The sequence below is a fragment of the Desulfomonile tiedjei DSM 6799 genome (assembly GCF_000266945.1).
GTDB classification, from domain to species: Bacteria; Desulfobacterota; Desulfomonilia; order Desulfomonilales; family Desulfomonilaceae; genus Desulfomonile; species Desulfomonile tiedjei.
Window position 1 is genome coordinate 357,078 of sequence record NC_018025.1, and the last position, 22,239, is coordinate 379,316.

17 protein-coding genes and 1 pseudogene are annotated in these 22,239 nt (G+C 49.5%); 9 read left to right on the forward strand and 9 right to left on the reverse strand.

What is annotated here, in order from left to right:
* Positions 1–123: 123 nt before the first annotated feature.
* The 5 genes from DESTI_RS28265 to DESTI_RS01515 form a co-directional block, all read right to left on the reverse strand.
* Positions 124–2,169: a methyl-accepting chemotaxis protein gene (locus tag DESTI_RS28265; RefSeq protein ID WP_169316363.1), complete on the reverse strand. Its 2,046-nt coding sequence runs from the start codon at positions 2,167–2,169 to the stop codon at positions 124–126.
* A gap of 877 nt (positions 2,170–3,046) precedes the next feature.
* The gene (locus DESTI_RS01495) at positions 3,047–3,694 is read right to left on the reverse strand and encodes a PDZ domain-containing protein (protein WP_041285873.1); all 648 of its coding nucleotides are present in this window, start codon (positions 3,692–3,694) and stop codon (positions 3,047–3,049) included.
* 39 nt (positions 3,695–3,733) lie between these two features.
* Positions 3,734–5,032, reverse strand: a complete 1,299-nt coding sequence (locus DESTI_RS01500) for a DUF401 family protein (protein ID WP_014808198.1) — start codon at positions 5,030–5,032, stop codon at positions 3,734–3,736.
* Between the two features lie 720 nt (positions 5,033–5,752).
* Positions 5,753–6,196, reverse strand: a complete 444-nt coding sequence (locus DESTI_RS01505) for a hypothetical protein (RefSeq protein ID WP_014808199.1) — start codon at positions 6,194–6,196, stop codon at positions 5,753–5,755.
* A gap of 366 nt (positions 6,197–6,562) precedes the next feature.
* Positions 6,563–6,769, reverse strand: a complete 207-nt coding sequence (locus tag DESTI_RS01515) for a hypothetical protein (protein ID WP_014808200.1) — start codon at positions 6,767–6,769, stop codon at positions 6,563–6,565.
* 311 nt (positions 6,770–7,080) lie between these two features.
* Here DESTI_RS01515 and DESTI_RS01520 point away from each other — a divergent pair, with 311 nt between their 5' ends.
* The 7 genes from DESTI_RS01520 to DESTI_RS01550 all read left to right on the forward strand — a co-directional run bounded on the left by DESTI_RS01520 (position 7,081) and on the right by DESTI_RS01550 (position 15,028).
* Positions 7,081–7,497, forward strand: a complete 417-nt coding sequence (locus tag DESTI_RS01520) for a DUF4388 domain-containing protein (protein ID WP_014808201.1) — start codon at positions 7,081–7,083, stop codon at positions 7,495–7,497.
* A gap of 208 nt (positions 7,498–7,705) precedes the next feature.
* A complete protein-coding gene (locus tag DESTI_RS01525) occupies positions 7,706–8,122 on the forward strand; it encodes a roadblock/LC7 domain-containing protein (protein ID WP_014808202.1) in 417 nt (138 codons plus the stop codon).
* Between the two features lie 109 nt (positions 8,123–8,231).
* Positions 8,232–8,867, forward strand: coding sequence for a GTP-binding protein (locus DESTI_RS01530; protein WP_041286652.1), 636 nt, complete (start codon positions 8,232–8,234; stop codon positions 8,865–8,867).
* A gap of 26 nt (positions 8,868–8,893) precedes the next feature.
* Complete coding sequence (locus DESTI_RS31545; protein ID WP_014808204.1) at positions 8,894–10,258, forward strand: hypothetical protein; 1,365 nt, start codon at positions 8,894–8,896, stop codon at positions 10,256–10,258.
* A 44-nt stretch (positions 10,259–10,302) separates the two neighbouring features.
* Entirely contained in the window at positions 10,303–12,033 is a 1,731-nt protein-coding gene (locus DESTI_RS01540; protein ID WP_169316364.1) for a serine/threonine-protein kinase, read from the forward strand.
* 105 nt (positions 12,034–12,138) lie between these two features.
* The gene (locus DESTI_RS01545) at positions 12,139–12,864 is read left to right on the forward strand and encodes a flavodoxin family protein (RefSeq protein ID WP_014808206.1); all 726 of its coding nucleotides are present in this window, start codon (positions 12,139–12,141) and stop codon (positions 12,862–12,864) included.
* Positions 12,865–12,871: 7 nt separating this feature from the next.
* Positions 12,872–15,028, forward strand: a complete 2,157-nt coding sequence (locus DESTI_RS01550) for a vWA domain-containing protein (protein ID WP_014808207.1) — start codon at positions 12,872–12,874, stop codon at positions 15,026–15,028.
* A gap of 634 nt (positions 15,029–15,662) precedes the next feature.
* Here DESTI_RS01550 and DESTI_RS01555 read toward each other — a convergent pair.
* From DESTI_RS01555 to DESTI_RS01565, 3 genes are all read right to left on the reverse strand, one after another.
* Positions 15,663–15,869 (reverse strand): hypothetical protein, encoded by a 207-nt coding sequence (locus tag DESTI_RS01555; protein ID WP_014808209.1) that lies wholly within the window; start codon positions 15,867–15,869, stop codon positions 15,663–15,665.
* 854 nt (positions 15,870–16,723) lie between these two features.
* The gene (locus DESTI_RS01560) at positions 16,724–17,494 is read right to left on the reverse strand and encodes an ATP-binding protein (RefSeq protein WP_014808210.1); all 771 of its coding nucleotides are present in this window, start codon (positions 17,492–17,494) and stop codon (positions 16,724–16,726) included.
* Between the two features lie 359 nt (positions 17,495–17,853).
* Positions 17,854–18,948 carry a uroporphyrinogen decarboxylase/cobalamine-independent methonine synthase family protein gene (locus tag DESTI_RS01565; protein WP_014808211.1) on the reverse strand — a complete coding sequence of 365 codons (1,095 nt, stop codon included), beginning with the start codon at positions 18,946–18,948 and terminating at the stop codon, positions 17,854–17,856.
* Positions 18,949–19,110: 162 nt separating this feature from the next.
* Between DESTI_RS01565 and DESTI_RS01570 the strand changes: the two genes are divergently transcribed.
* Both DESTI_RS01570 and DESTI_RS31875 read left to right on the forward strand, forming a co-directional pair.
* Entirely contained in the window at positions 19,111–19,632 is a 522-nt protein-coding gene (locus DESTI_RS01570; protein ID WP_014808212.1) for a hypothetical protein, read from the forward strand.
* Between the two features lie 343 nt (positions 19,633–19,975).
* Positions 19,976–21,338, forward strand: a pseudogene (locus DESTI_RS31875) (IS701 family transposase).
* Positions 21,339–21,586: 248 nt separating this feature from the next.
* Here DESTI_RS31875 and DESTI_RS30525 read toward each other — a convergent pair.
* The gene (locus tag DESTI_RS30525; protein ID WP_014808213.1) at positions 21,587–22,045 is read right to left on the reverse strand and encodes a hypothetical protein; all 459 of its coding nucleotides are present in this window, start codon (positions 22,043–22,045) and stop codon (positions 21,587–21,589) included.
* Between the last annotated feature and the right edge of the window lie 194 nt (positions 22,046–22,239).

A 22,239-nucleotide genomic window follows, 5' to 3' on the forward strand; every position in this document is an offset into this window, starting at 1 on the left:
CGGAGGCCGACACCCACCAATACTCCTATCCTCAATCAGACATTCATTTTGGCAATTCCTATATTTCAGCCTATCCCCTCTCGTCTTCCTCCAAGAAGAGGGGATGTGCCGGTAAGTCGGCAACTATGCTTTCTTTTCCAGAATGTACACTGCGACCAACTGCTCGAGCTGTGCAGCGAGATTGTCGAGATTTTTCGTTGCATCTTGGATCTGGTCCATTCCCGACGAGTTCTGCTGTGTTGCGGATTCGATGTTAGCCATTGCCTGGGCAACTTGGGTTACGCCGAGGGTCTGCTGGTCACTCGTGGTCTCGATCATGTTTGCAGCCTGTGCAGCGCGGGCAACGGTTTCCGATAGTGTCTGAATCGCTTCTCCTGCTTTTTCGGATTGCTGCACGCCGGCTTCCACTGCTTTGGTTCCCTGTTCTGCTGCAAGCACGACTGCATTGATTCTCTGTCTCGTGTCCATGAGAAGGGAGCGAATACGCGTGGTAGCTTCCGCAGATTGTTCGGAGAGGCTCTTAATTTCATGAGCCACTACTGCGAAGCCTTTCCCCTGATCACCGGCCCTGGCCGCCTCAATGGAAGCATTGACCGCCAGCAGATTGGATTGATCCGCAAGGTCATTGACTGTTCCGATAATGTTTTCGATACTTTGACTATGTTCACTCAACATGACTACGGTTTCGCCAATGGTTTCCATTTGCTGCCGGATCAAACCCATTCTGTCAACAGTCTCGTCAGTAGCTCGTTTTCCGTCTTGAGAGACTTCAACGGCTCGATACGAGCTTTTTGCAACGTCTTTTGCCGTTTCGCTTGCCAGCACCGCAGCTTGTTTCACCTGTGCCACGGTGGTTACCGTCTCCGCCACCGCGGAGGAGGTCATGGAAGCGTTCTGAGCGAGCTGGTAAACAGTGGAAGAGATTTCAGCCGCAGAGGTAGAGAGAACATTGATCCCCTGAGATACCTGTCGTATTCGGGACCGCAAGGTCGCTACGAGGTTTCGAAGCTCTACCACAAGCGATCCGATTTCGTCAGTTCTCTTGAACTCCGGGATCTCGACCGTTAGATCGCCCGCGCTGAGCTCCCTGAGACGGCCTGCAGTCTCCGTGATAATCTTTATTACCGACCTTGCGAGAATGAAGGCGATCAGCGCGACGAGAAGACCGATAACCGGAACAATCACCAACACCCATCTGCCGAGCGTCGTAACTGGTGCAAACGCCTCGTCCGCGTCGATTTTCACGACAATGCCCCAATCAAAATCTGCTCCTAATGAGGGTTGCTTCTTGAGACCCAGGGGTTCCCATGCTGTAAGCACCTGTTTTCCACGTGTTCCTTCAGTCTGGCCGATACCCGTGCCGCCCTTCACAGCCTCTCTCGATGCGAGGGTATCGACTTTTTCTTTAAGGATCGAGCCGGGATTCCCTCGGGCATTGGAACGCATGATCAAGTCTTCACCGACAATAAACGCGTCCCCTGTTTGGCCGATTTCCGCAGTCAGTGCCATGAGAGAATCAATCTTCTCCGGGCCGATCCGCAAGGCCAACATCCCCAGAAATCCTTTTCCTTCTTTGATTACCGGAACCCCTATGAAAGCCGCCGGCGCGCCGATCGGCGGGTAAAAGCTGAAATCAGTAACGGCAGGTTTGAGCGTACGACTTACTTTCTCGTAGAGTTTGCTCAAAGCGCTGCCGCGCAAAAGTTCGCCGTCGAGTTCCTGAAAAAAATCTTTCTGTCTCTTCACACTGTAACTTACGTGTCCTCGACCTACGCCTGTTATCCCGAGAAGATCATGCTGAGCTTCGGTTGGTTCATAAAGCGAAATCCAACGCTTGAAGTTGGCATGCATTTTCTCCACGATACTCTCGTACTTTTCGCTCTGGGCCTCCAATTTGACTGCCTTATTCTCCGAATCTCGCACAGTTGCGTAAAAGGAGAGTATTTCAAAGGCTTCCCGCGCGGAATCTCCGCCTGCCAGAAAGGTCATTTCCGTTACACTAACGAGGAGATAATCGAGTATATTCTTTGAAGCAAGATCTCTGGCAGCACCCAGTTTCTCCAACTGAGCTTCCTGCAACGTTCGGCTGGCGTCCCTGAAAGACAAATATCCGACGAGAGCGGCTGGTATTAATGACATTAATAAACAGAACACTACCACTTTTCTCATCAAGCTTCTTTTGATACCTGTCAGCACGGATAGTCTCCTTTCCGAAGCAGCTCTCTCTGGTTCATTACTCATCTGAATGCGGTGCTATCAATGAATCCTTTCGAGATTGCAGAAATTTCACATTTATTCGAGGGGGTCAGCGCATTGCGGTGCACAGGACTGCTCTGACAACTTATGCCGATTCGCTTTTCTTTTCATAATCTGGGAGGCTGGAGGTATCCTTCGCTCCGGACGACGCAGAGCCGTCTAATCACTTCGCTCAGGACACCCCAGCCTTCGCTATCTTCGGTGCATAACTGCGAAATGGTATTACATGGCCTGTTAACGACCTCAGGATCAATGTTCCTGACGATAAAACAGTCTCCGCAGCTTTCCACGTATCAGTGGCTCCTAATACGGAATTCCCAGTATACCTCAGTTTGGTGAGGTTGCAGCCGTCAGTCAGTTTTCGAGCTTGTGCAGTTTCGTAGAGAGGCGAAAGTCATGTTCCCGGAATACTGGTACCCTATTACGAACGTATGATTTGAACCAAACTGAGAAACATCGTTCCCCTTACAGCACAAATATATTGCGAGAGAAGGACTTATCAGTCATCCGGAAAAATGGAACCTACAGTGAATATGAGCGACACGAGTGTAGTTCGTGATGCCGTTTGGAATAAAGAGCCTCTCTATAGCGAATCGACAGATGGACAAACTCTGTTTGAACGAATCCAGATTATTATTCCCACCATCCGGCTGTCAAGCTGAAAGAGTATTCATCGGTATTTTCAAATTTGTAAGTAAACCCGAACGAAATAAGCAAGCCGTGATTTCGAGTTAATGGTTATCAAAATCTCGAGAGAATAGGTGACGCCCATCTGCCTGTGGACACAACACTAAATCACCAGAGTATCTTTGTCGGAAAACACCTGTCGGACCTCTTTTCTACGGAAGAAGATAAGATTGTATGCAAAGAACAAAAATAACAGGAACCCAAAAAACTTGGAGATGAGAGACTTAAGATCCTGTGCAGGTTGCATGATATTGAAGAAGCACGAGACGCCGCTAAGTGCAGAGAAGATAAGGATAAGAATGATGACCCACCCTCTTCTGTACCGCAGCCCGAAGTATATTGCCCAATAAACTGTCGCAACAAAGACTCCTGACAATATCGTCCACGTTTCTGATCTTACAATCAAAACAGGCAGGCCGATAATGCAAACGATTCCGATGAAAAGATACGTCTTCTGAATTTTCTGGAGGACATTCATAACATTGGAAGGATCTTCTATTAAGGTGTTTGTGGCAGAAATGCCCAGAGGTCCCTGGGGCAGTATCACCGAGTACTTGGAACCGTTTCTCAAATAGACTACACGACTTCCGATTCCTTTATATGTTATTCCGGTAGTCAGGGCCGTAAGTTTGTCGACCGTAAGGTCTCCAATTCCCCTGTACTGAACGATCACATCACCTTCCTGCATGCCTGCTTCTCGGGCACTGGACTCAGGACTGAATCCCAGAATCAAGATTCCGCTGACTTTCATCGGTTACCCCTACAGATGAAATAGCCGTCAGGTGCCTACTCAAATGACAACTTTATATAGGATGAAAATGAGGACGATCCATCCTATGATAAAAAGCACCGGCTTCCATAGAAACGTATAGGAATCCCAGGCGTTCGTTTGAAAATACTCCTGAGTCACCAGGAAACAGAGGTGAACGGGCGAAAGCATCATACCCACGATTCCGAAGCCGTACGCAAGTATTGCATATGGTAGGATGCTCTCTCCAGCGGGAAACAAAGTGGCCACCAGGGGCAAGGAGGATCCAACGAAGCCCAGAGCCAGACCCGTTACAAGTCCGGCAATCAGGGGCAAAAGTATAATTACTGCAATCTCGGGGATTCTGTATGCCTGAAGCTCAACGCGCATTTTGTCGATTGTGCCCGATTCCGTGAGCACTCCCTTAAATGCCATGATCGAGAAGACCATCAGGATGATGGAAACAATCCCGGGATTCAGTAAAGCGCCTTTCACATCCTCCCGCTTCATTGCGTTTGCAGCCACGACGTACATAATGCCGGCGGCCAGTGCACCCGCCATACTAAGCTGTTGCGGAAGATGCACAGAAATTTCCCAGTATTTCGTTCCAGCATCGACGCCTGCCTGCAGGATGAACATGAGCCCCACCACCGCAGCGATGGGAAAAAAGGCCACGCCGAAATCCAACAAACCTCTCGATGAAAACCGACCTGTACCAAAGCCGTCGACCTGCAGGGCAGGCAGTATGAACAACACCCCCGCAAGGAGTGCTCCGAAAGTCGCAGGTACTTCAGACACTACGAATTGCCATGTTGAGATGCCGAAGATCGATACGGCAAGAATGAAGCCGGGGTAGAGAGGCCAAAGAAATTCCAGAACGTGTCTGAACCAATAATTCACGATCAACTTGAGTTCAGGTTTTACTCGAGCTTTTCCCAGAGCTGTCTCCACCATGGGTGCGGAAAACAATGCGCCCCCCGGCATGGGAAGAAGTCCGATTAACGCAGGTAACACCACCAGGGTTACTCCCGGAGTGGGAGAAATAGCTTTCACCGATGAAACGATACTGTCAAGGCGGCCGCTTCGTCTCAGGAGGTCGCTAAACACGACTATGAGCGATATGGCCAAAGAAAGAATGAGAACAGGAAGAGATAGAATCTCCTGAGCCATAATACTCAAAACGGCATACAGGGACAGTTTCGTCCAAAGGCCGAGCATAATGCTGATAACTGGGAGACAAACGTACAAAGGGAACAGACGATTAAGGGCCAGTAGCGCCGCAAACGTCAGAAGAATTTTCAACAAGGCAGGAAGGGAAAACAGAAATGCTATATCAATCATGGTCTATGTAATCTCTCAATTTCAACTGCCGATTGGCTCATATACCGTCATCGGTCGATAAGTGGGCCCGCTTCGCTCCATGCACCTCAGGGATTATGTGAAGCGGGGGCATGATTTTGCGCCAATGCAGGAAGAAAAGCAATGCTCACACCGTTCGCTTTTCTTTTCATAATCTGGGAGGCTGGAGTATCCTTCGCTCCGGACGACGCAAAGCCGTCTGATCGCTCCGCTCAGGACACTCCAGCCTTCGCTATATTATGTGCATAACTGCGAAATGATATTCGCCCCATTTTGCTGCAAAACATTGCCAAAGTGTGGGATCCGGAGGAACCGGGGGCCATGGCAAACGCGTAACATTGGCCATTTGAGGTGTTGCCACAGTATCTCATTAATAAAGGGGGGCACAAACCGGAATGAGCATTCCCGTTTATCACAGTGACTTCAAACTAACGAATTGACAAAATTAGTGCCGAATGAGGATTAGGAGTATTGGTGGGTGCCGGCCTCTGTGCCGGCACATCTTCAATAGAATCAATGATATCCGGAAGATGTATCGGCAGAGACGCCGGTCCCACTAACATCTTGTATTGGAGCGTGGGATAAAAATGCCAGAATTTTTTTGCAACTGCTCTAACAGAGCTCACGGGTTCGTCAGGACGAGGAGAAGGACATACCCCCTAAACGCAATGACCCGTGGGAACGTATAGGGGGGGCATATCCTTATTTTCCGCATACGGGAATGGCCTCGACCATGTATGTCTGTGGCAGCATGACAGTTCTACACACAGGTCTGTAAACCACATTGTACCAGGGCACACACTGGGGCTCATAATAGACATAGGGCACTTTCTGTTGCACGACCTGGCAGAAAGGTTGAGGGCAGCACTTTGTGCAAGGATCCTGACCGCAGGGCCGGCCTACGGGTGTGCCTTTCAATAAGACGTTCTGTATCCGATAGCCCACTTTCTTCACGGGCACCATACGAGTAGCCGGCTGAACTTCAGCAACCAATTCCGTTTTCACGCATGGAACCATTTTGGTAATCAATGTACGTTGCGGACACGGTTGTGCCACAGGTCCGCAACCCTGCATGGCTTGAACGGGCCCGGAAACGCAAGCCAGAAAGAGGACGGCTGCAACAACCAGAACCATAACCCTTTCCATGAGGACCTCACTTTATTTTGATCTTGTATGTCCTTGCGGACATTAAACAATTATGATTCTATCATAATAGATAGCAATTCTCAATCGATAAATGCAAAAAAGAACCTATTGCTTGAAATTACTCCCCTCAAGCTCTGTACAAACGAAAAGCCCGACGACAGGACATCAGAAGCCGTCAGGGCTTCTCTCAAGGATAAAATCTGGTATGGTGATTTATGGGGCCATGTCTTAGCATAAAGTCGGTTCAGGATAAAACAAAAAAACGACTCGAAGGCTGAACATTCTGAAGGCGCTTTAGGAGCGGTTCCATTGAGAATCTGTCAGTTCGTCGGGTAACAGACTCCGTTTTCAGGACGCTCGAGAAGATCATTCTCCCTTCTTGTCTTTCATCAGATCTCCAACGCTTTGTACCAGGAGATAGCAGAATCCCACAAAGACCAGAGCGCGAATCAGGGTGATGGTTTCGTACAATCCTTGTGCAAGAGAATCATAGAGATAGTACCCCATGATGACCATGCCTGCGACACAGATCATAATTTTCAAGATGGGGTTAAGGAATTTAAGACCGGCCATGCATACCTCCGCAAAGCAGTTCCGAATGGTGTTCATAGAAATAGCATCTTTTGATCGATAACCCTAACGCAATGTTTTTCCGCCTATTCTTTGCACGGAATTAGTGGGTGAGAATGTCAAACGTTAGAAACACTTACTCCCAATGAAATGCAAAAAATTCCCGGAAAATCGCGAGATTTAGTCCGTCATGCTGGAATTTATTGATTTTATTTTACAACGCTGATATAGTCGCGCAAGATATCGGCTTGACAAATAAGATGGAATCTAAAGGGAAAAGCACTGTTCATAGTGTTTAGGAGAGTTGGTATGGAATGAGGTGCAGTTTTCCGGCATCGGTCCCAACAGATGTCGTAAAGCTGAAATCCGGGTATGGAACCACCCTCCGTAAAAGGGCAAATTCATTGAAAGCGAAAAGCTTCAGCGGAACTATCACGAATACGAGTCTCTATGACATTGTGCAGTTGATTTGCATAGGCCGAAATACGTGCAGGATGCACGTGCGCAGCGGTGCCCGGAAAGGTACTGTTTGTTTTCGGGAAGGCGAGATCGTGCACGCCGAAATATCCGATATGCATGGGGAAGAGGCTTTTTACGCTATCCTATCGTGGGATCTCGGCGTTTTTTTCTGTGACAACGATCCTTCGAAAAGTGAAACGATACATGAAAGTTGGGATTTTCTTCTCATGGAGAGTATGCGGCGACTCGATAGTCTACGTAACGCTTCCTAGAAAATTTGCTTTAGAAACCCATAGTGACATGCCCGAGTCGGCGCGTACTCCTGATTTGGGCTGGCGCCTGCAAAAAATGGAGCCATAACGGACCTTAATGGAAAGACGGATGGCTGAGTTTCACGTAATGAGCCGAAGTGGCCCACAGGAGCCGAAGCAAGAGCATGGTTTCTCTAGACAGATGCCACTACTGGATTGAGTGAGAAAAATGGCAGACTTGGTATTAACGAAACAATCTCTCGACCGTATCGATGAAATTCTCGGTAATCTTCTGGGACGCAGCGGAGCGCATACAGTCCTGTTGATAGACAAAGCAGGTCAGCTAATCAGTTTCCAGGGATCCATGGATCAGGAAAAAGTGGCTTCTTTAGCAGCATTGACTGCGGCCAATTACGGGGCTACAACAGCGATAGCTCGCTTGTTCGGAGAAGAAGAGTTCACGCTCCTTTTTCACAAGGGCAAAGTGGAAAATATCCATTTCTCCAATGTCGGCGACGAATATCTCATGATAACGATCTTTAACAACAACACTCACTTGGGTTTGGTGCGATTGGAAGTAAGGAAAGGTCTCGAAGAGATTGAGGCGATGTTTGCCGAAAATCTACGGCAGTGGTTCAACACCTGAAAGTTTTGACGGTTCTCGCTGTCGGGAGAGTGCATCAATGGTGAAGGGGTGGAAGTCCCGGTACGACAGCGGTTCTCTTTCCGGTCAACAGTGTCACAGGAACGTTTGGATGGCGATTATAAGTTTTCGGTCTGACGAAATTCATTGCAAGATTGTCTACTACGGTCCGGGTCGCGGTGGGAAGACAACGAATCTTATTGCGATTCACAAAGCATTGGGCGATCAGGTGAGGGGGGAACTCCTCTCCATCGATACTTCGGGGGACAGAACCCTGTTTTTCGACTTCCTTCCCATGGATCTGGGCAGTATTGGAAAATTTAGAATAAAAATATCCCTTTACACCGTACCAGGCCAGGTGCGATACAATGATACTCGAAAACTGGTGCTCAAAGGAGTCGACGGTATTGTTTTCGTTGCAGACTCTCTTGAGGCTCGAAAGCACAATAATGTAGAGAGCTTTCAGAATCTTCAGGAAAATTTGAAGGAACTGGGCAAGAATATTCAGTCTCTGCCTGTGGTGCTGCAGTACAATAAGCGGGACCTCGCAGGTAGCAAAGTGGCAATCATACCTTTGGAGGAAATGGATAAGGAACTGAATCCTCAAAATTATTTTCCGTCATTCTCGGCAAGCGCTCTTAAAGGTGATGGAGTACGAGAGACTTTTAAGAAAGTTTGTATGATGACCGTGGTGGATGTCAGTACGCGTCTCCTCAAGGACAAAGGCATGAGCCTAACTGGATCGTGAGCTTTATTGATCGCGCGGAGAACAACGTGACTGAACAAAAATACAAGTCACCCGAAGAATTGGGCGAAGCTGTCGGACGCAAAATCGAGGAGCTGTTTGGTGGCCTTTTTTCAGACGAAAAACCGGAAGCGACTGAAAAGGCCGCCTCTCAACAAGTAGGGTCAGGTGCGGCGCTGGCACAAGCTGTTCCAATGGCCGCTCCAAAACCTACGCAGGCGGTAACCCCGCCCAAACCGGCTCCGGCCCCTCAACCCGAACCCAGAATCGCACCCGCTCCCCAGCCCGAGCCTGTACCCAAATCTACACCCGCACCGAAACCGGCTCCAGCCACGGCCCAACCGGCAAGAGCGGCCGCCCCGGCTACTGCGGCGAATCAAGCGCTTGGAAAAAAGAAGATACTCAATTCTTTTGATGACACTATAGAGCAAATCGAAGTCATTATTCTGAACCTGGAATGGGAAGTAAGTCCCGAGTCCGTCAGAGAGCTTTTTCAGAAATTCAAAGGCCTCGAACAAATTTTTTCATCCGATGGTCCGGGCAAGAGTATTCTGGCAATGAACATGCGTATTTTGCCGCGGTTCGATCGCCCGGATTCAGTTCCTCACCCATCATTGCTGAGATTTCTTCAAGACAGTGTCACTGCATTGAAGGCGCTTAACGCTGCGCCTACACGGCCTCCCAATAAAGCCCTTGTTACATCCATAACAAACAGCTATCGTCAGATAATGGCCGCGGTTGCCCAACCGGCCCAACCCACAGTCGTGGTCGATCGTTCCAACGAACCCAAGGACAAACGAGTATTGGTCAGCCAGATGGGCAGCGCTATTCGTTCGCTCCAGGAAGTCAGCCAGCGTCTGTCGCGAATACTTGGTGTTTTACGCCAAGGAGGCGATATGTCGGTGGAAGAAATGACTCGAAGACTGGGAACGCTCGAACACCTCTTATCCGAACGTGTAGGACATCTTTCGGATCTCAATGGGGAATTATTTTCCGGACCTCTCGAATCCGACCGGCCGTCCAACAGCGGCGTATTGCTGGTGATTTGGGCCGGGATTCGTATGGGATTGCCTTCTGGATTCCTTACAGCTCTCTATCTACTCACCCGAGAGCAGGCAGAAGCATACATGGATAGGCAGTCTCTTAATTTAGGATCACGCACGGTTCGGCGTTTGCCTTTGTCCAGGCCGAAGAACGCCCCGCGGGTCCTTCCCAAGTGGTTGATCCATTTTTCTTTCGGCCAAACCGATTTCTATGTGCTTGCGGACCAATTGGTAGGATATCGTCTGGCGCCTCCTCATATTGATATTGAAAGACAGGGAAAAGTGAGAATCGGGAAAGAATTTTATACCCTAATAACGCCTTCGCTGTTGGGTACACCAAGCGGTTCATGACGGAAAAAGAAACTTCAGGTCCGGAATTTTCGAGGAACAGGCAGGTGGCTTTCGAACCTGTTACGTTCGGCCGTTACCGTCTGATCGATCAGATATCGAAAGGCGGTATGTCGGACATCTTCCTGGCAAAAACAACCAGTGTGGCCGGTTTTCAGAAGCCTCTCGTCATCAAGAAACTCCTTCCCCATTATGCGAACAGACCTCGGTACGTCAAACGGTTCATCAATGAAGCCAAGACGCTTGCAAGGCTGAATCATTCCAATATCGTGCAAGTCACCGACATGGGAGTCATCGATTCGGAGTACTACATAGCCATGGAGTACGTCGAAGGTCGAAATGTGGCTCACATTGTTTCCAAGGCTTCCCGAAGCGGCCGGAAGCCTTCACTGGATTTCGTGGTGCACATCATTCTCGAAGTAGCCAGAGGCCTGGCATATGCCCACAGGCGAAAAGGTCCTGGAGGCGAAAATCTGATGCTCGTGCATCAGGACGTGAACGCATTCAATGTCATGGTATCCTACGAGGGTGAGGTAAAGATCATTGATTTCGGCATTGCACAGGCATTGCTGGATAAAAGCAACAAGAAGGGATTTCCGGTAGCTGGAAAGCTCCTGTACTTTTCCCCCGAGCAAATCCAGAGAAAACCTTTGGATAGGAGAGTGGATATCTACGGAACGGGTGTGCTTTTCTACGAACTCCTTGCAGGGGAACGTTTGATCACCCACCAGGAAACCGTCAGCGAGACCATCAGGACAATTCTCCAGATGGATATTGCCAAGAAAGTTGAGAACAACTCCCAGATTATCCCGGAATTGAAGCCGATTCTCATCAGATCCATGGCGCTCGAGCCGGAAAACAGATATCCCTGGATGGAAGATTTCATTCAGGACGTCCGGCTTGTGGCGAAAGATCTGGGTGTTACAACGAATTTCCCCAATATTGTCTCTTATATGAAAGAGCAGTTCACGAGAGAGCTCGTCCTGGACAGACGCAGAATGAAAAAGCTGCTCACTGACGAATCTTCTCGGAAAGCAGCAACAGGAGCTAACTCTCAGAATCCCGAAGTCAAAAAAAGAGCATTGCCGCTGTTGAACCGTCTCATGAAATTGAGATCCGGGTCATTCCGGGACGTTCCGGGAGTCGATTCAGCGGAAATCGAAGCAGGCTTGAGAACGATTAAGCTGGACGAGGGAAGGACTGTTTTTCGGCAGGGAGATATCGGATCGGACGTCTATGCGATTGAAGAGGGACGAGTCAAACTCTATTTTGAAATAGATAGAATTCGGCAGACCATAGGAGTGCTTGGGCAGGGCGAGTTTTTCGGGTTTTCTTCATTGTGCGAAAATAGCAGATCCATATCCGCCGTAGCGCTGGACAATTGTTCCCTCATCGCGGTGGATAGTGAGTTGTTTATGAAATTGATGGGCAACGATTCTGCCCGGGAAACTATCATTCACTTTCATAAGCGTAAGCAATATTTGTTCTCTCTGCTTGAAAATGCGCTCCTGGAGGATAGTCTGTCAAGGCTTATACACGCGTTGTTGTTCTTTTTGCGCAACGGAGAACCGGGAGACGGAAACAGAATACAAGTCGCGGAAATCAGTGAATTGTTCCACATCGAACCCACCAATCAAATGTTAAAATATTTGGAAAAATTAAAATCTTTAGGCATCCTCGACTATGACAAACGTTCTATTCAAGTAAAAGACTCTGAAAAATTGGAGAACGTCTGCAGCATTCTTTCGGGTCGTGGAAAACTCACTCTTAAGTTATAATTCGGGTCAGCTCGCAGGAGTGCTCTGGAGAGTGTGCCTTGCATCTCGCCGGAATGCGCATCATCTCAGTTGCTTCTGTCCGGCAACCTCACAAGGAGTCCTCACATGAACATTATCGTAATCAATGCCGCTCCACGCATGGAAGCGGGAAATACTCAGGCGGTTCTCAATCCATTCCTTGTGGGGGCCCGCCAGGAAGGCGCAAAACTCGATATAGTCCTCTTGGGCAAGAAGAAAATCAACCAATGCTTGGGCTGTTTTACCTGTTATGCGTCCACACCCGGAGAATGTGTGCATGATGACGACATGCCGGCGATAGTTGCAAAGATTAGCGCCGCCGATATCATGATCCTGGCAACTCCGGTATATCTTGACGGAATGACCTCACTTGCAAAGTCTTTCGTAGACCGGCTGGTAATATTCCTCGATCCCCATTTCGAGCAAACGGAGAACGGACTCCGGCACCCGCTACGTATGGCTTTTCCGAAAAAGCTTTTTCTCGTTTCTGTTTGCGGTTATCCCGGGTTATCCAACTTCGATCCGCTGGTTCTGCACACTCAAAGGATTGCCAAGAATTTGCACTCCCAATTTGCGGGAGCTTTGCTCAGACCTGCGGTATTTTCTATCCTGCTCGGCAAGAAATATCCGGATCGGGTAAAAAACGTTATGGACGCTATACGGATAGCCGGCGCCGAATTGGTACGGAATGGAGGAGTATCCGAACAAACACTCGCCACCGTCTCAGGGGACATTTGCACGGTTGAAGAGCTTATGAAGACAGCGAACAGCTACTGGGACAAGGAACTGGCATCACAACCACGATTGTGGTAATTGGTTCTTGAAAGCTCTAAGTTTAAAACCAAACTACTCGGTTCATGCCAAGCCGGCCCACGATATCGTGAAAGTTCGCGTGTTATCCCGCTACATCCTTCTGCTCTTGAAGTATCCATCCCAATGGTTCACATGGGCATGCCTGCTTGTGCTCGTATGCACCGGTGTGGAGACCTGCCCCGCAGGGGGAGTTTTGCATGTATTTCCTCCGAGCGTACAGGACGAAACCTTCGCGATCGCACGGCAGGCGGTGCTCGTCTCCCGGACAATAGTCACCGTTACCGATTCTCATATCGAGTATCGGATCGATCAGACTTTTCATAACAACAATGATTTCCCCTTAACGGGTTTGTTTATACTCCCCTTAAGTCGAGACGAGCATCCTGAAGATCTTGAGATTCGTGTGGATGGAGCGATCTCGCCCGCAGAAGTCCTGAGTCCGGAAGCGTTTCTCTCCCTTTTGAAAGAGCTGACGCTCTCCATGAAAGACCCGTCTCTTCTGGGGCTCGCGGGCAGAACCGTGGCTATTGTTCGGCCTATTCACATGGGTATTCGCGGTCAAAAGACTTTCAGATGCCAATTCAAGGTCCCTGTCACCACTGAGAGCGACGGACTCGATCTGACTGTTCCCCTGGACGGCGAACAATACAGTATCGGCGTAATCGGTGAACTGGACATTCGCGTGCGGATCAAGTCTTCACGTCCAGTCAGGAGTCTCTTTTCATCAAGCCATGCTATCGCGATTACCCGAGAATCCCCGTACAGATGCATGGCCGCTACAAAGCTTACGGACAAGGCGGTCAAACAGCCATTCCATCTCATTGCAACTTTTTCCGATGCAGATCCGGAATTCCGGGTGTTTTCCCATCGTGACAATGGGAAAAAAGGCTTTTTTATGGCGCTGATTCCGCCTCCGATTGCACCATCGAAAGACCGGCAACCCGAGAAAGACGTGGTATTTCTGATCGATGCATCGAGAAGCATGAGTCCCGCGGACCTCGCTGCTGCCAAACGGACTGTGATTTCAGGTGTGGAAAGGCTTCGGCCCGGGGATCGGTTCAACGTGATTGTGGTGGACACCCGCACCAGGATGCTCTTTGAAAAGCTCGTGCCGCTTTCCGAACATAACGCGGCCCGTGCAGTGGGTTTCGTAAATGCTCTTCAGAGGGGTGGCGCTACGGATCTCTATAATTCCGTGATTGGAGCCCTGGAGCAGTTCAATTCCCGTAAGAGACCCGGTTTTGTGGTATTTGCCGGAAACGGCCATGGAACTGTTGGGATCACGAATCCAGAGACAATCCTTGAGCATGTGCAAAAGAGTAACCGTTTTCGTGCTCGAGTCTTTACTCTGGGATTGGGCATGCACAAGGATATCGCATTCCTTGAAAGAGTCGCGGCCTTCACCAAAGGAGCGTCCTTCAACGATCAGGGAAAAGAGGATTTCGAATCACTGCTTAATCGCCTGTTCTCCACCGTGTCTCCCCCGCGGATGTCCGAAATACAATTGGAGTTCCCGGACATATCTCCTGAGGAAGTCGATCCTGACCCCATACCGGATCTCATCGGAGAAGAAAATATTGTCCTGCTCGGAAGATACTCGACCAAGGGAGACGTACCCTCAAAGATTAAATTGAAAGCCAAAGTTCAAGGCCGCGCCAAAACCGTTACCAAGACAATCGTTTTTCCGGAAACAAGCGCTCGAAACACCTTTCTTCCGGGCTTGTGGGCTATGAGAAGAATAGGGGGACTCTTGCAGAAAGAGCGTATGAGAGGTGCGGAATACGAAATCAGAGATGAATTATCCGGTCTGGCAAAAGAGTACGGGTTCCGGCTGCCAGCGCCCGGAGGTCCGGTTCAGAAAGAGCTGAATGAGCTTCTCTGGCGTTTCAAGACCTCGTACACTCAGACAGACCTGACGGCCGGCGGATGTAAGATAGTCCAGGGCAGAGTCTTTCGGCTGTCTCCTGAAGGAACCTGGATCGACAGTAATTGTGTCGCTCCAATGAATATGAAAACAGTGCAGTTTCTGAGCGACGCCTATTTCGATCTGATCCGACAATCGCCGGACATTGGAACGTTTCTCGCAATTGGACCCGATTGCGTCATTGCGATGGAAAAAGAAGTGCTCCGGATAAGATCCTCAGGCGGTCCAAATACTCCATAATACCGATTCGCTTTTCTTCTCATAATCCGCGAGAGGCTTGGAGGTATCCTTCGCTCCGGACGACGCAAAGCCGTCTAATCACTCCGCTCCGGACACGCTCCAGCCTTCGCTATGTTATGTGCACAACAGCGAAATGGTATAACATGAACAGACCTCACCCCAGCCTCCGCGCCAATGAATCAACCGATGTTCCAGGCAGAAAGACTAATTCATTTCCAGCATTGCCAAATTAGTGTCTGATTAAAGAAGAAATTGGTAGCAGCCGGCCTCCGTGCCGGCGCCTCTTTAAAAGAATCAGTTGCGTCTAATAGAATAGGGCGGCATCGAACGTGGGATAAGGGTCAGAATTTGAGCAGTTATGACGTTGCTCAAAGGTTTGAAAGTCATCATATACTGTCCACAGAAAAGGATTCTCAAAATTACTCCCTTCGATGTACATAACTACTCATTTTCCCTCATGGAAATGAGTAGTTACTTTGAAACACACGCGAGTATTTATTTGTGATGTTTGGCGAACTGCAAGCATACCGCTTTGCATTCGGGGCAAAGGGTATGAAAGAGTCCTTCTTTTATGAAAAGAGTGCCTTTTCCATTCCGCTTCCTTCCAGCATGATTCGGCACCGAAAGAAAGGCGCTACTCTTCGAGAGCAGCCAAAATGGGGCAATTCGCGCACGGCAGCGTCCTGATTCTCGCCTCGCTCATGGATTTTTGAGTTCCGGAGCTCTTTTGCATTTTTCTTGAGATCTCAATGCACGTATCGCGAGTCCAGCGACCTTTCAGCGGTTTACATTCTATAAGCTCGTGAGCTTCCAACCAAGCTTGGGGGTCGGTAAACGACATCTGTCTCTCCCGTCTTAGCAACCCCGTACCACACCCGAACAACTCGTAGCCTACAAAAAACACATCCCAATAAATGGAAAAAATGGTTCAGTTTTCAGTATAGAGGTTCTGTGTGAGAAGTCAAGAAATTGTGGGTCAAGCGAATAATGTGAGGTGAATTCAGGTTGAAATGAACAGCATTGCGGCTTTCTATAGTCAGTGCCAAAAATTCTGTCGTTTATCCCGCGTGTGAATTACAGGATATTGGTAGGGACCGGCGTCTTAGCGTCTTGAAACAGTCTCAAAAGTCGAAATTTATCCCAGACCGTGGCACGAAGTTCTGGTCGTCCTGCTGGGCTGATTGTAGGGGCGGGCCTCGTGAAACAGTCTCAAAAGTCGAAATTTATCTCAAATCGTGGCACGAAATTCTCATCATCTTCGCGGCCTGATTGTAGGGGCGCCCCTCGTGGGTGCCCGGTAGTGACCGGCCTCCGTGCCGGTCATTGCAGGAGGGCAGGCACGAGACCTGCCCCTACAGGGATGATGAATCGTGGCACGATTTGTTCTGCATTCAAGACTTTTGAGACAGCCTCCTCGTGTCCGCCCAAACAAGGGTAGGCACTAGGCCTACCCCTACGAAGATGGCGAATCGTGGCACGATTTGTTGTGCATTCGAGAATTTTGAGACAGTTTCTCTCTGCCGGTCCATCGTAGCGATATCATTTATTAATATTGAAGATGTGCCGGCACGGAGGCCGCACCTACCAATACACTTTTTCTGAATCAGACATTAGTTTTGGCGGTCAAGCCATTCCATTGGAATCGTGGGGGGACATTCTTTATAACGAAATGTCCCCGAGCTTGTACCAACTCTGTTAGTTCAATAAGCCGATTTTCTGAAGAATCTCTCGGACGGCCTTGTAGGATGGAGCTTCCGCATCAATTTCGATAAGCGGTTTTCCCTGCAAATCGAGATCTACCAAAACATCATCGTACGGAATCATTCCTTCGGGAGAATACGGGAGCTTATTTATCTCCTTCTTTGTTCCTTCGGGAAGATCCTCGACCGATCCCTGAACCCGGCTTAGAATGAGATGTTTGTTGCGGACGCGGCCACCCAATTCATCGATGAGCTCAATGATACGGCCGATGGTTCGCAGGCTCCGAGGGGCAGGGTCCGAAATTATGAAGAGATGATCCACTTCTTCTTCGGTCCGCCGGGACAGATGTTCCATACCCGCTTCATTATCGATGACCACAAACGTATAATTTGACGTGAGTTTGGCGATTATATCCCGCAGTATGTTATTGGCCATACAATAACACCCAGGACCTTCAGGTCTTCCCATGGACAGAAAATCAAGGTTTTTCGTCTCTTCCAGGGATGCCTGGATCTGATACTCCATGAAACGATCCTTGGTCATGCCTCCCGGAATGTTGTCTCCGATTTTTCTTGTATCTTCACGCACACAACCAACGCTCCGAGGCTGCCTTATTCCCAGCACCTCATGGAGATTCGAGTTTGAATCCGCATCTATCGCCAAAAGCGGCTTCTTGCCGCCGTCCACGAGAGCCTTAATCATAAGCGCAGTAATGGATGTCTTTCCCACTCCGCCTTTACCTGCAACCGCCAATGTTGTTCCCATGTGAAATCCTTCTTTTCCCAACGTTAGGTATACCAGTGCTATGGAGGCAGTAAATCTGGCGAATCTTTTCTGCAAAACGGATTATGCTGTCAGCTAGGTTCCGGATTGAAAGCATCGGTTTTATCAACTGTAATTACACGGTCTTGGCTTTGCGGGCGCTACTGTAGGGGCAGGTCTCGTGCCTGCCCTTCTCGGAATGACCGGCACGGAGGCCGGTCGCTACCGGGCACCCACAAGGGATGCCCCTACCTGATCCGTCCCCTGATCGGCCGGACCAGGAACAGCCACGTCCAGAATTTCTGATTGACTCTCAGCTAAACTAACGGCACAACCCATTCTGCAAAAAGGCTTTCCTGTTCTTACTCCTTTGCTTGCTTACGAAAGCGATCTTCTCCGAAATATCGGTCCAGTCCGCCAAGCAGCTCATAGGCTTTTTGTGCTTGAGGCACGCTCAAGCCTGCGCAGCCGCACGCAGGGGTGACGATCATGTGCTCAGTGAGTGCTTCGCGATCGATCCCGCATGATTCCAGCGTGTTCAGTCCTTGATCCATTCTCCGGACAATGTCTCCCACTGATTCGCGCTCTACCTGTTCGGTATTCGGTACAGCTCCCCAGGCAAGAACTCCACCGCGTTCGAGAAAATCGCGAAGCTCTGCAGCATAGATGGTCAGGGATTCCAGGTAATCGACAGCGTCAAAATTGATGATGCGAGCCGTGGATTCCATCAGCATTCCCCAATCCGTGTTGCCGCAGCAGTGAATGCCGGGAATACCGCCCTGAGCCAGAATCATGGCAATAACTTCATCCAGCGATTCTATAACAGCTTCCTTTGAAAGGCCCAGAAACGCGGAAGAACCGTACGCACTCAAACTTGGTTCATCCAAGAAGATAATCACGCGATCCGCAAAATGGCTGAACGTTTGAATCAGCCAGGCGGCTTTCAATCCCATGCCTTTGACCGCAACGTCTCGAAAGGTGTCATCGTAAAAAATGGGTTTTCCTCCCTGGTCCGTAACAGTCAATCCAAAGCTCAAAGGACCGGTAACCTGCACTTTTACAAAGGGGTATCGTTTTCCACGAGCGTTCAACCGGTCCAGAAAAGCATGAATTCCCCTGCCGAAGTCATGAGAGACCGCAAAGTCCCGAGCAGAACCTCCATCGCTCACCTGGAGATAACCCGCATAAAACTGCTCCAACTCCTGGAGATAATCCCCGGACGTATCAAAATGATACGTAAGGTTTTCCAGATCGACACGAAATCTGGGCAGTCCTTCGCTGAATTGAATCCACATCTGTTCTCTTGGATCTGCCACTGACAACTGGGGGCAATGGGGTGCCCTGGGCAGAGCATCCATGATCAACTCAACCGCAGCATCAGGGTCTGTATGAGGGAGACTTCCCACACCTGTTACCAGGATATTCGGCAGATTCTGAGTGTCCTCGTATCGTGTCATTTAAAACCTCTCTGCGAAGCGATCAGCGGGTCTTTCCAGAAAACGATCCCGTGCCAGTACTTATTCATGGAGAAGAGTGAGATGTCAAGCACACGAGAATCCACCTTGACCCCTAACCCGGTGGAAGATATCATGAATCGATAATTTATCGAGGATTGCATTATGCCCCGAAACCGAACCGTATGGGTACATCCGGCAAGCTATACGTACAGCTTCAATCGACCGGAGAAGACAATCGAGACCATCTGGAGCGCCCGAAGAGGGTGGGGCTACCTCAAAAGAAGAGACATGTGGATTGCTCGAGACGTGTCTACCGAGGAACTCGAGGCCGGCGGGTACGAAGCTCTGAAATCTCCCGACGATTCTGCAGTGAAAATATGTGCTCATTGCGGACTCTATATGAGCGATATTCCAGGCTCTCTCATGAGCAAACACATGGCGGAATGCGGGGGTCTCGGAGAGGATTGGCTTTCTCTCGAGGACGCGGTCATCCATGATATCCGCGTCAAGAAATATCACGCGAAAATTCTTGCGCAAAAAATGCAGGAGCAACAAGAACTCGAGGAACAAGAAAAACGCGAACGATTTGATCGCATCCGAGAGGATAACGCGGCACGACAGACTGCGAAGGATAGGAAAAAACGATTGAAACAAGAAACCCGGGAAGAATTGCGCAATCGCTGATGTTTCGCTTCGAATCGGGATCTCAATAACTCCCTATAGCAGTTGCCAGATTAATGACCGGTTGAAGATTTAGGAATATTGGTGGGTGCCGTGCCTCCGTGCCGGCACATATTGAATATGATCAATGATATCGATAGAATGGACCGGCAGGGACGCCGGTCCCCACCTGCAGCTTCTATTGGAGCATGGGATAAACGTCAGAATTTTCGGCAATCGCTATAACGTGCTATAGTTTCGCCCTTTTTGTATTCTGGACGGTTAGATGGTGAGATAATCCTTGAAAAAATAAGGCGTTCCGCACATACCCGGTTTTGTGAAAGATTCTGGGAAGGAGGAACGCCAGTTGAAGAGATCTATACCAGATCCGTTCGGGATTGACGAGATTCATTTCAGAGCGTGTTTCAGCGCACCGAGTTTCCGTATCTTCGTTGCGCTGGTGGTCGGTTGGGTGCTCACTATGGGCAAGCACACTATCAGCCAGGTGATTCTGACCATGAGACTCCATGAATCCAAGCACTTCGCCAGCATCTACCGATTCCTCGGCAAGGGACGATGGGAGACTGACTTTGTCTCCTATTTCGTCTTCAGAATGTTGGTAGAAACGCTGATTGCAGAAGGGATCGAGATCCTTGTGGTGATTGACGACACCTTGAACAAGCACACTGGCAAGAAGATCTGTGGCGCGGGCTGGCAGCATGATGGTTCACTCCCAAAGCATACTAAGCAAAAGGGGTATGGAGTGTGCTTTGTCATCATAGGACTGGCGATTCGCCTTCCCGGCATCAGCGATCGCATGTTTTGTCTGCCATACGCTGCCCGCCTTTGGTGGCCGCCAAAGGCCAAGTTTAATCCCAAGAGCCTGCCCTACAAGACAAAACCCGAACTTGGATTGGATCTTATAAATCTGACTCATTCATGGCTCCAAGAGGGAGAAAGACTGAGAATTGTGTTCGACCTGGGATACTGCTGCGATACCATCCTCAAAAGCACGACCCAAGAATGTGCACATTACAGGGAGGCTGAGAAAGGATGCAGCTTTGTTCGCTGTGCTGGAACCTGCTCCATTTACAGTGATGGGCAGACCTCGCAAGAGAGGCGCTCGACTGCCCTCCCTGGAAACGATGTTCCAGGACCCCAATCTGGGGTGGAATGAGATTAGGGTCTTCTGCTATGGAAAACAAACTAAGCTCCTGATACATCAGTTCACGGCGCTATGGTATCATAGCGCAGGGCAACAGCCTCTTTCGATCGTGTTGTGCCATGACCCGGCCGGCCACCATGCCAATATGGTGTTTTTCGATACGGACCCTCAGGCTGCACCACAGCAGATTATCGAGCGCTACGCTGCACGCTTTAGCATTGAGATGACCAATCGAGAGACCAAGAACCTCCTGGGTGCGGCTGAACCTCAGTGTCGGAAAGAGACCTCGGTAACCCGTGCCCCTATGTTTGCTTACTGGGCCTACTGCTTTGTAGTGCTTTGGTTCGTTGGGCAATTCGTCACTGCAAAGAACCTCGTTGCCGACCCGGCTCCCTGGTACTGCCGGAAAAAGTCGTTCACCTTTTCAGACATGCTGGCAGCAGCTCGAAGGAGTCATTTCTCGCTGAGAATTTATTCGAAAGCCAGCCGAATCAATAAGTTCGAAAAACTCAACGGCCCGCGCTCCACGCGCGGACTCGACCATGCAAGAATCGCGAAACTATAGATAACGTGAAACGAACCGAAAATATCGCCAGTGTAAGTTGATATAACTACGTGATGAGAGAATTGCAGACAGAGGCTCAATGAAAAAAAAGGGGGACGCTGAACGTCCCCGAAAATTAGGAGGAATTGGGGTTTGTGTTATAGAGAGGATCCCACTTCATCCTCTCCGCGCTGTGATCAGAGGTGTGTGATTGTCCATACCCTTGGAACGCACCCTGATCCAGATGTATTACGGTTGGAAAGCTGTCGTTAGAAAGTGCATGCCCCACTTGACGGTTTGCATTTGGTTATTACAGGCGGAGCACAATTGTAGGGTCCACATGCCTGTGGAACACAAGAAACTGGAGGAGCACACGACATCTGAGGCGGCATACATGAATTGACGGGTGGTGGTCCGCATGGTCCGGACATTGCTCGAGGAGCATACGTTGCGGGAGGAGCGAGAAAGCCGCCCATCACCGCCGCGGGAATGCCAATCACAAACCCGCATACGCTGGTGCAGGCTCCGAGAATGCTACCGCACAGACCCAAGGGATTTCCGAAGCCGGGACCGCCGCATGACGAAGGAGGCGGACCGCAAGGATTCGGAGCACACTGAGCCGGCCCTGGAGCACACACAGGAGGACCTCCAGCGCTGGCTATCGATACCATGATGAGCGATGCGAGCAACAGTACGGACGTGTACCGAGAAGCGACTGAAATCACCATACCTGATCCTCCTTGTACAGATCCTTCATGCAAGACTTGAGGGCATAGACTCAAGCGAAGGTATCTGAATTTAGCCCTTTGGTGGGCTTCGTTGAATGGGGGCTTTAACATGGCCTAAAATGTACTGTCAAGTAAAAATATTTGATTGAGCATATTTATGACAAAAGAATGGATAATCGCTGACGCGCATACAG

Coding starts and splice junctions, on each gene's coding strand:
- DESTI_RS01565 (WP_014808211.1), bottom strand. CDS start 18,948: ATGACACGATACGAGGACACTCAGAATCTGCCGAATATCCTGGTAACA.
- DESTI_RS01545 (WP_014808206.1), top strand. CDS start 12,139: ATGAACATTATCGTAATCAATGCCGCTCCACGCATGGAAGCGGGAAAT.
- DESTI_RS30525 (WP_014808213.1), bottom strand. CDS start 22,045: ATGGTGATTTCAGTCGCTTCTCGGTACACGTCCGTACTGTTGCTCGCA.
- DESTI_RS01560 (WP_014808210.1), bottom strand. CDS start 17,494: ATGGGAACAACATTGGCGGTTGCAGGTAAAGGCGGAGTGGGAAAGACA.
- DESTI_RS28265 (WP_169316363.1), bottom strand. CDS start 2,169: ATGAGAAAAGTGGTAGTGTTCTGTTTATTAATGTCATTAATACCAGCC.
- DESTI_RS01530 (WP_041286652.1), top strand. CDS start 8,232: ATGGCGATTATAAGTTTTCGGTCTGACGAAATTCATTGCAAGATTGTC.
- DESTI_RS01500 (WP_014808198.1), bottom strand. CDS start 5,032: ATGATTGATATAGCATTTCTGTTTTCCCTTCCTGCCTTGTTGAAAATT.
- DESTI_RS01495 (WP_041285873.1), bottom strand. CDS start 3,694: ATGAAAGTCAGCGGAATCTTGATTCTGGGATTCAGTCCTGAGTCCAGT.
- DESTI_RS01570 (WP_014808212.1), top strand. CDS start 19,111: ATGCCCCGAAACCGAACCGTATGGGTACATCCGGCAAGCTATACGTAC.
- DESTI_RS01520 (WP_014808201.1), top strand. CDS start 7,081: ATGAGGTGCAGTTTTCCGGCATCGGTCCCAACAGATGTCGTAAAGCTG.
- DESTI_RS01555 (WP_014808209.1), bottom strand. CDS start 15,869: ATGTCGTTTACCGACCCCCAAGCTTGGTTGGAAGCTCACGAGCTTATA.
- DESTI_RS01505 (WP_014808199.1), bottom strand. CDS start 6,196: ATGGAAAGGGTTATGGTTCTGGTTGTTGCAGCCGTCCTCTTTCTGGCT.
- DESTI_RS01515 (WP_014808200.1), bottom strand. CDS start 6,769: ATGGCCGGTCTTAAATTCCTTAACCCCATCTTGAAAATTATGATCTGT.
- DESTI_RS01525 (WP_014808202.1), top strand. CDS start 7,706: ATGGCAGACTTGGTATTAACGAAACAATCTCTCGACCGTATCGATGAA.